7 protein-coding genes and 1 pseudogene are annotated in these 8896 nt (G+C 65.4%); 2 read left to right on the top strand and 6 right to left on the bottom strand.

Annotated features, from left to right (window positions below; genetic code table 11):
* From FVW27_RS01615 to FVW27_RS01625, 3 genes and pseudogenes are all read right to left on the bottom strand, one after another.
* Nucleotides 1-261: pseudogene (locus FVW27_RS01615) on the bottom strand (branched-chain amino acid ABC transporter permease); the annotation flags it as partial.
* Between the two features lie 269 nt (nucleotides 262-530).
* Nucleotides 531-1439, bottom strand: coding sequence for a branched-chain amino acid ABC transporter permease (locus tag FVW27_RS01620; protein WP_167122166.1), 909 nt, complete (start codon nucleotides 1437-1439; stop codon nucleotides 531-533).
* Between the two features lie 102 nt (nucleotides 1440-1541).
* Nucleotides 1542-2660 (bottom strand): branched-chain amino acid ABC transporter substrate-binding protein, encoded by a 1119-nt coding sequence (locus FVW27_RS01625; protein WP_167122168.1) that lies wholly within the window; start codon nucleotides 2658-2660, stop codon nucleotides 1542-1544.
* A gap of 712 nt (nucleotides 2661-3372) precedes the next feature.
* On the opposite strand from FVW27_RS01625, the gene mscL reads away from it, so the two are divergent.
* Nucleotides 3373-3819, top strand: coding sequence for a large conductance mechanosensitive channel protein MscL (mscL, locus tag FVW27_RS01630; RefSeq protein ID WP_167122170.1), 447 nt, complete (start codon nucleotides 3373-3375; stop codon nucleotides 3817-3819).
* 269 nt (nucleotides 3820-4088) lie between these two features.
* Here mscL and FVW27_RS01635 read toward each other — a convergent pair whose 3' ends face one another.
* The 3 genes from FVW27_RS01635 to FVW27_RS01645 form a co-directional block, all read right to left on the bottom strand.
* Entirely contained in the window at nucleotides 4089-4580 is a 492-nt protein-coding gene (locus FVW27_RS01635; protein ID WP_243838143.1) for a universal stress protein, read from the bottom strand.
* Between the two features lie 149 nt (nucleotides 4581-4729).
* Complete coding sequence (locus FVW27_RS01640; protein ID WP_167122172.1) at nucleotides 4730-5125, bottom strand: biotin/lipoyl attachment domain-containing protein; 396 nt, start codon at nucleotides 5123-5125, stop codon at nucleotides 4730-4732.
* Nucleotides 5126-5149: 24 nt separating this feature from the next.
* Nucleotides 5150-6259, bottom strand: coding sequence for a YeiH family protein (locus FVW27_RS01645; protein WP_167122174.1), 1110 nt, complete (start codon nucleotides 6257-6259; stop codon nucleotides 5150-5152).
* Nucleotides 6260-6859: 600 nt separating this feature from the next.
* On the opposite strand from FVW27_RS01645, the gene FVW27_RS01650 reads away from it, so the two are divergent.
* The coding region (locus FVW27_RS01650; RefSeq protein WP_167122176.1) for a c-type heme family protein at nucleotides 6860-8896 on the top strand (2037 nt) is incomplete at its 3' end.

Genomic DNA, 8896 nt, shown 5'->3' on the forward strand with positions numbered 1-8896 from the left:
GGGGTCGCTGCGCAGGCGTTCGAACCACGCACCGCGCGCGGACATGGCGCCGCCCGCGGCGGCGGCGCGCCCGGCTTCCTTGCGGGCCAGCATGAACCGCCACACGAAGGACAGCGCGAACGAGCCCACGCCCATGCCCAACATGTTCTCCCAACGCCAGTCGATGGTCCCGTTCAGGCTGTCGATCCTGATGACCATGAGCGGGAAGGTCAGGAACATGAACCACAGGCTGACCAGTATGGATTTCTTGAGACCTTGCATGAAGACTTTCCTCGGAATGCGTCGTTGTGTCCTGCGTGTTCCGGCGCCCGGCGGGCGGTCGTTGCCTGCGGGCTACCACAGGCAAGGCGGAGAGGCCCTGAAGCCTGCGGGTTGCCGCAGACCTTGCGGTGCCGCCACAAGCGGAATTTTTGTTCTCTGTCAAGGAAGAACGGCGTTTTATGCAGGGAGTATACTCTTACGTACTCGACCGGAATAAAAAGGCGTTCTGACGCAGACAGAGGACAAAAGGCACCTTGCGGGGGCGCCGCCTAGACTTTCTGGGTCTTGGCCTTGCCCAGAATGCCTGAAGGCCGGAAGATGAGGATGAGCACAAGCAGCGCAAACGCCAGCGCATCCTCGTAGTCGCTCGAAATGTACCCGGTGGCAAAGCTTTCGCACCAGCCAAGCACAAGGCCGCCCAGCATGGCGCCGGGGATGGAGCCGATGCCGCCCAGCACGGCAGCGGTGAACGCCTTGATGCCCGCGATGAAACCGATGGCGAAGTTCACCTGCCCCACGTGCGAGGCGATGAGCACACCGCCCACGGCGGCCAGTGACGAGCCGATGACGAAGGTGAGCGAGATCACCTTGTCGGCGTCGATGCCGAGCAGCATGGCCATCTTGCGGTTCTGCGCCGTGGCGCGCATGGCCTTGCCCATGCGGGTGTACTTGATGAACAGCGTCAGCGCGGCCATGGAAACGGCCGAGGTGACGATGATCAGCACCTCGCTCGCGCCCATGATGTGCGCGATGGGCTCGAGAAATTCGGGCTGCGGCACCAGATTGGGAAACGGCATGAAGTCCGAGGTCTGGGCCAGAATGACGTAGTTCTGGAGAAAGATGGACATCCCGATGGCCGAGATGAGCGGCGAGAGCCGCGGCGCATCGCGCAGGGGCTTGTAGGCGATCTTTTCGAGCGTCAGGCCGTAGGCCGCACAGTAGATGACCGCGACCACCGCCGCGATGATCAGGATGGCCAGGGCCGGAAAGCCGTAGATGCCAAGGGCACCTGCCACTATCAGCGCCGTGAACGCACCCATCATGTACACTTCGCCGTGGGCGAAGTTGATCAGCTCGATGATGCCGTACACCATGGTGTAGCCGAGCGCGATGAGCGCGTAGATGGAACCGCGCGTCAGCCCGCCGAAGAAGAGTTCCCAGAAATACTGCCAATCCATTAGTGCCTTCCCGTACGTGCGCGGCCATGGCCGCACCTTGTCAAAACTCGGGGGACGGGCCTCTGGCCCGCCCCCCTGTCGTATCGGATGCTTTCCGCAGAACTACTTGAGTTCCGCGTACTTGCCGTTCTTCACCTGGTACATGGAGAAGCCGACGCCTTCGGCATCGCCACGCTTGTCGAACTTGATCTTGCCCACCGAGGTTTCAACGAATTCGGTGCGCAGGGCGTTCATGATCTTGGCGGAATCGGTGGAACCGGCCTTTTCGATGGCGTTCAGCAGGGCCAGCGACGCGGCGTAGGCTTCCTTGTAGAACGCGCCGGGCTCGGCGCCGAATTCCTTCACGTGGGCTTCGATGGCTTCCTTGTACAGGGGCAGCGCGCTCACGTCCTTGGAGCTGGAGGCGTACACGCCTTCGGCATCCTTGCCGGCAACCTTGATGAAGGTGTCGTCCTTCACGCCGTCGTCGGACACGAAGGGCAGGTCCATGCGCTTCTTGCGCAGCTGCTGCACGATCTTCGAGGCTTCGGGATGGTAGCCGCCGAACATCACGGCTTCGGCGCCGGAGTTGCGGATCTTCTGCACCACGGCGGAGTAGTCCACGGCGCCGGGGGTCACGCCTTCGAAGAGCACCACGGTGCCCTTGCCGCCCTGCTCGATGAACTGCTTGGCGTATTCGGCGTAGCCCTTGCCGTAGTCGCCCTTGTCGTGCAGCACGGCAATCTTCTTCTTGCCCAGCTTGTCGATGGTGAAGTCCACGCCCAGCTTGGCCTGCTGATCGTCAGAGGCGATGGTGCGGAAGAAGTTGGGGTAGTCGCCGCTCTGGGTCAGGGCCGGGTTGGTGGCCGAGGGCGACATCAGCACGATGTTCGCTTCCTTGTAGATGGGCAGCGCGGCCTTGGTGGCGCCGGAGCAGATGTGGCCCAGCACCACGTTGGCGCCGTCGGACACCAGCTTGGTGGCCGCGTTGGTGGCCAGTTCGGGCTTGCACTGGTCGTCCTGGGGAATCACTTCCACCTGCTTGCCGAGCACGCCGCCCTTGGCGTTGATCATCTTGGCGACCAGCTTGGCTGCGTTGACCGTGGGCAGCCCGTAGGAAGCCAGGTCGCCGCTGTGGGCGCCGGCCACGCCGAGCTTGATGGTGTCCGCTGCAAACGCCGGGCAGGCCATAACGGCCACGGCAAGACCCGCAACAAGGCCTTTGAACCATCCTTTACGCATGCTCGATCCTCCGAAATGTTGACGAAACGAGTAGAACAATATTGTAAAGACATTGCCGCAACGGCGACCACCCCGCGCACGCACGGCAATGCAGCGCGTCGGGCAGGAATGCCACCATCGACCAACACTTTTTGATGCCACGGAATCCGGAAAGCTGTCAAATACTACCGGTTACGACAACTATCCGATGTTCTGGGCAAATTCCGGCGACACACCGTGTGTTGTCATTTTTGGCATCACTTCGTGGCGGAAAACCCGCGGCCGATTGTGCGGTCCGTCCTGCGGCTTGCGCGGCAGCCGCCCGCACCGGGTGGTGCAACCATGCACCAGACCTGACGTGCACACTCGCCTGCGGTGCGGAATGCGATGGCATGCCGCCTTCTCGTTTCGTACCGGGCGCACTGCCCTACCCTTGCATCGCTTCATCCGTCAAGAGCATCACGGCAGATTCACCGGTTACCCAGGTCACGCCGATTCCCGGCCAGGCGGGCTTCCGCGTCCATGCCGGTCTCCACCGCCATGTCGCTGCCGCCAGTCCCGCCAGTTTTGTCGCGTGGGCTTCAGCCAGCCGCCAACGCCCCACCACCGTCCGCCCACTCCCTTCCCTTACGCCCCCAGAAAACCGGTGGGGAGGCGCCGCGCCGCTGCGGGGTTGCCGCCGCGCGCCAAAGCGTGCATACCATCTGGCAGTCTCTCGCAGCAGGAGGTTCACATGCTGAAGGCTTTCAAGGAATTCGCTGTCAAGGGCAACGCGCTGGACATGGCCGTGGGCGTCATTCTGGGCGCCTCGTTCGGCACCATCGTCAAGTCGCTGGTGGATGACCTGATCATGCCGCCCATCGGCCTGGTGCTGGGCGGCGTGGACTTTTCCAACCTGTTCGTCACCCTGCGCGACGGCGCCGCTCCCGGCCCCTACGCCAGCTTGGCCGCCGCCAAACAGGCGGGCGCGGTAACCCTGAACATGGGCGTGTTCGCCAACACGGTGGTCAGCTTCACCATCGTGGCCTTTGCCGTGTTCCTGCTGGTGCGCGGTGTGAACACCCTGCGCGAGCGCCTGGAAGGACCGGCGGCGCCCAAACAGCAGAACTGCCCGTTCTGCTTCAGCAAAATAGATGTGCGCGCCACCCGCTGCCCCCACTGCACCGCCGAGATCGGCTGATCGCTGGCGCGATTTCCGAACGCAGCACCACCGCCGGAGACATCTCCGGCGGTGGCGGGCCCGTGGGCAATCGCATCGGTCGCCCCACACGGGGTGCGGCAGGCAGGGGCGGCCGTGCGAAAAGATTTCGGCGTCGGGTACAGGGCAGTCATGCCAGGCAAATGGCTGGCTACCGGCTTTCGGTGCATCGGGTGCACACGCTGCGGCCAAAGCGTGCGGGATGGCCGGGCGCTAAACGACCGGACGCCGGAACGCCCGAAAACCGGGGGCTATTCCGGTGCCGCCCGCACCAGCAGCACGTCGCACGGGGCATCGCGGGTCAGCCGGGTAACGGCGTCGCGCATCACTTCAAGCCCCCGCGTGAACGGGCTGGACAGCACCAGCAGATCGTACCCCCTGGCCGCATGCTCCCGGATAACGTCCACCACGTCGCCGGGGGCGGTCAGCAGCTCACCGGGCACGTCGCCCCTGCGTTCCAGAAAGGCGCGCGCGCTTTCCGCCGCCGCCTTTTCCTCCAGCCCCTGCATGTATTCCAGAAAGCCGATGCGCGAATTGCAGCCAGACAGCCAGTCGTGCCCGGTAAACACGTCCCACGTGGCGTCGATGACGAACAGGGCGTCCAGGGTGGCGCCCTTCTCGCGGGCGATGCGGATGGCCTCGTCCACGGCACGGCGTGCGCCGGGTCCGTCGTCAAGGGCAAGCAGCAGCTTCATGGGGGTGGTCGCGGACGACTTCATGGGCGACTTCATGGGCGACTTCATGGGGGCGTGTTCTCCGTAGGCAGGTGGCGGGCGGCACAAGGCCGCCCGCCGGATGTCTGGCGTATGCGATGCTTCGGTCGGGGGCATTCCCCGCGCGCAGCAGGTTCTGCCCGTGACTGGGGGGCTACTTCCCGATTTAGAAACGGCCCCTAGGGCAGCGTGCCCTTCTCATGCTCAAGCACCACGATGGTCTGCTTGCCCTTCTTCAGGGCATCGCCGGGCTTGCCGGAAATCTTCAGCACCTTGCCGTTGGCCTTGGCGGTGAAGCTTTCCACGGCAACCTTCTCTTCCATCACGTTGTTGACCCACTTCTTCTTGACCACTTCCAGCGAATAGAGCTTGTCGCCCTTCTTCACGTCGGTGCCTTCGGTCACGAAGATCTCCACCAGCTTGCCATCCTGCGAGGCCTTGATGCCCACCGAAGGCACGATGAAGGCCATGTAGACCAGCACCACCACCACGATGAGGGCAGAGGCGAAGATGGCTGCCACGTCCTCGTGGCGATCGCTCTTGAATACGGTAAGGGACTTCTTCTTGTCGGACATGTGTATTCTCCTCGTGCGGGCCGCCTAGAAGGCGCCTTCCTTCGGAATGAAGGCCAGGATGATGATCATGGCGATGACGTACTTGGAGACGCCCGCAATGAGCCCGATGCGCAGCGGCGTGCCGCCCGCGGCCTTGATTTCGCGCACGTCGATGTACGCGCCAAGGCCCACGAGGCCGATGCCGAACACCCAGGCCATCACGTCGCGCATCAGGTGCAGCGTTTCGGAGCCTTCGGCGCCGATGATGTGCAGCGAGGACAGCGCGGTCATGCCGATGAAGCCCAGCACGAAGATGGGGAACTTGGAGGCAAGGATGGAACCAAGGCTGACGTGTTCGGCGTCGGCCTCGCCCTTCCAGTACCAGGCGGTGATGAAGAACACCACGAACGGAATGCACAGCACGCGCACCACGTTCCAGATTTCGCCGTAGGCCACGGCGGTGCCGGGGGCGAAGTTGGGGTTGAAGGCAAGGCAGGTGGCCAGCACCTGGCCGGAGTTCAGGATGCCCGTGCCCACCCAGGCGCCGAACTGGTAGTCCGACAGGGACAGCATCTTGCCGACGAACGGGCTGACGAACATGGTCATGATGCCGAAGCCGAGAATGGTGGCGATGGACAGGGCCAGGTCCACCGGCTTGGCGCGCACGCCGGGCGCGGTGGCCACGGCGGCGGAAACGCCGCACACGCCGCAGGCGGCGGCCATTGTGGCGGTGACCGAACGGTCGGCGCCCAGGCGCTTGCCCAGCCACAGCACGAAGATGGCCGTGCCGAACACGAAGGCCACGATGAGCGTGATGGCCACGCCGCCGACCTTCAGCAGCTTGTCGAAGGTGTACAGCGAGCCCAGCATGATGACGCCGGTCTTGATGAACAGGCGGGTGGTGCGGAAGCCTTCTTCCGCCCAGGCGGGGATTTTGCCGCCGAACAGGATGTTGCGGTAGAACATGCCGGTCAGGATGGACAGCAGGATGTAGTTCAGGCTCAGCACCTGCACCAGCCAGCCCTTGCTGCCGAACACCACGGCGTCCTTCATCCACGGCTCCACGTACACGCGCAGCACGTAGAGCGTGCCGATCATCACCGCGAGACCGGGCACGATGGCCAGGATCTTACCGAAAAGCCCCTTGTCTTCCATTGCGTTGCTTCTCCTGGGGGTTGCGTGACCTGTGGACGGATGCCCCGGCGTATCGCCCCGCCGCGCCCATGCTGTGCGCATGACGCGAGCATGCTGTGGGCATGGCGCGGGCATGGCCCGCCGGTGCATCGTCCCTTTTCCTTGTCCCTTGCCGGTGCCCGATGCCGTCTCTTCCCCGGTGCCGGGGAAGGCGGCGGGGCGAAGCAGCGCGGCACCCCTTTGCACCGCCCGACCTGCCCGCGCCCACGGTTGTCGTGCGCCGGATATCGCGCCCCATGAGCAAGACGCGGACCAACCAGGCCCGAAAGATGGAAAACAAACAATAACAACGATATATACATGCAGCACTCCAGCCCGCCTGCTAACTCGCGGCAGCACCCGCAGCCGGTGCAACGCAGCTTGCGGCACGCGGGTTGCCCTTTGCCCCGCCTGTGCTAGACATCGGGCATGCGAGGCCAGGCACGCGGGCATGGCGACATGCACGGCCCGCCTGAACGGCATCGCCGCACTGCCCCTTCTGAGCCGGAACACCAGAACGGAGCTGGCGGGGCAGGCCTGACGCCGCCCCTTCATATGTTGATGCATCGCGCAAGGAACCACGTGATCCGACTCACGCCCCATTCGCTCCAGGCCCGCTTTCTGCTGGGCCTTCTGCTCATCCTCGCCTGCCTCGGCGGGTTCTTCGCCCTTTCGCTGTTCATGCATCTGGAGCGTCTGGTGGAAAACGAGGCCCGCGACCGCGCGGCGCTCATCCTTGCGCAGGCGGAGGCGGTGCAGAGCTACGTGCGCAACACCCTGCGCCCTGCCATGTATAGAACCCTCTCCGAGGACACCTTCGTCATCGAGGCCATGTCCACCTCGTTCGTCACCCGCGCGGTGATGAACGACAACAATCTGGCCCACGACCGCTTCACCTACCGCAGGGTGGCCGTGGGCGCGCGCAACCCCGCCTACGAGGCCTCGGACCTGGAGCGCGCCATCATCGAACGGTTCCGCGAAGACCCGGAACTGACCCGCGTGGAGGACGTGACCGAAGACGGCGGCGAGCGCCTGTTCATCACCGCGAGGCCGGTGCGTTTCGAGACCTCGTGCCTGCGCTGCCATGGCGACCCGGCAGAAGCCCCGCCCGTGCTGCTGTCCATGTACGGGGCGGAACGCGGCTTCTGGCGCAAGACCGGCGACCTTGCGGGCATGACCATGGTGGCCCTGCCCATGGACCAGGCCGTCAGCGGCATGACCGATGCGGTGACGTCGTTCGGGGTGCTGTTCGCAGGCGGGGCGCTGGTACTGTTCGCGGTGATCCACGTGTTCTTCAATCGGCTGGTGGTGCACAACCTGCGCCGCATGGGCGGGGTGATGCGCCGCCACTTCCCGGACGAGGCGGACATGACCATGCCCCGCCGCGGCCACCCGGACGTGGGCATAGACGATCTGCTGGGCGACATGGAATCGCTGGCCCTGCACCTGAGCGAGGCACGGGCCAAACTGCGCGACTACGCGGCCAACCTGGAAGGCATGGTGCACGAGCGCACCGTGGACCTCGCCACCGAGGCAACGGCCCGACGCACCGATGTCGCGTTGTTCGTAGGGCTGCTGGACCGGCTGAACCGCAGCAGCGGCAAGGGCGAATTGCTGGCCGCCTCGCTGGAACTCATCGCGCGGCGCTTCGGCGCGGATCGCGCCGCCTATGCCTGCGTGCTTTCGGCCAGCGACTTCCACGCCTGGCCCGACCGCGCGGTGCGACCCGATCTGCCGCCCGACTGGCACGACATGGCGGCGGAAGGCACCCCGCGCCTGACCCCGCGCGCCTGGTTCATCCCGGTGCAGACCAGCGACACCACGCGCGGCCTCTTGTGTCTGTACTGGGACGCGGACCATGTCAGCGGCCCCGGCACGGCGGACCTGGCCCAGGCCGTGGGGCGGCAGCTTGGCATCGCCATGGACAATCTGGACGCGCTGGACAACCTGCTGCGCCAGAACGCCCTGCTGGATTCCATCTTCGAGGGCATTTCCGACCCGTTGCTGCTGCTGGGCGGCGATGGCCGGGTGGTGCTGGCCAACAGTTCGGCCCGACGGCTCACCCGGTCGCTGGCGGCAACGAGGGGACAAGGCGCCGACGCTGCCAGTGACGGCGCCTCCGGCTTCGGCGGACCGGGACTGGAGGAATTGCTGGACGCAGCGGACATCGCCGCACGCATGGGCGACGGTCCGGTTTCGCGCGCGGTGACCCTGCGCGACGGGCGCTCCTTTGCGGTGAATGCCTACCCGCTGGGCGGACGGCTGGAGCGTGGCGGGCGCACCGTGGCCTACCTGCGCGAAACAACCGACGAACGCCGCATGCTGGAGCGCGTCCAGCAGCACGAAAAGCTGGTGGCCGTGGGCAAACTGGCCGCAGGCTTGGCGCACGAGATCAACAACCCCCTGGGGGTCATCCACTGCTACGCCGACCTGCTGCGCGCCGCCGCGCCGGACGGGCAGGCCCAGGCGGACATCGACGTGATCATGCGCCACACCGAGCAGGCCCGGAAGGTGGTGCGCGACCTGCTGGACTTTGCCCGGCCCAAACAGGCGGAACGCGGCCCTTGCGACGTGGCCGACGTGCTGGCGGGGCTGGCCGACGTGTTTCGCCCCCGGGCG

The sequence above is a fragment of the Nitratidesulfovibrio liaohensis genome (assembly GCF_011682075.1).
In the GTDB taxonomy this organism is placed as follows: Bacteria; Desulfobacterota; Desulfovibrionia; order Desulfovibrionales; family Desulfovibrionaceae; genus Cupidesulfovibrio; species Cupidesulfovibrio liaohensis.

Excerpts from the sequence above, each read along its gene's own strand:
- FVW27_RS01620 (WP_167122166.1), bottom strand. The coding sequence starts at position 1,439 with ATGGATTGGCAGTATTTCTGGGAACTCTTCTTCGGCGGGCTGACGCGC.
- FVW27_RS01625 (WP_167122168.1), bottom strand. The coding sequence starts at position 2,660 with ATGCGTAAAGGATGGTTCAAAGGCCTTGTTGCGGGTCTTGCCGTGGCC.
- mscL (WP_167122170.1), top strand. The coding sequence starts at position 3,373 with ATGCTGAAGGCTTTCAAGGAATTCGCTGTCAAGGGCAACGCGCTGGAC.
- FVW27_RS01635 (WP_243838143.1), bottom strand. The coding sequence starts at position 4,580 with ATGAAGTCGCCCATGAAGTCGCCCATGAAGTCGTCCGCGACCACCCCC.
- FVW27_RS01640 (WP_167122172.1), bottom strand. The coding sequence starts at position 5,125 with ATGTCCGACAAGAAGAAGTCCCTTACCGTATTCAAGAGCGATCGCCAC.
- FVW27_RS01645 (WP_167122174.1), bottom strand. The coding sequence starts at position 6,259 with ATGGAAGACAAGGGGCTTTTCGGTAAGATCCTGGCCATCGTGCCCGGT.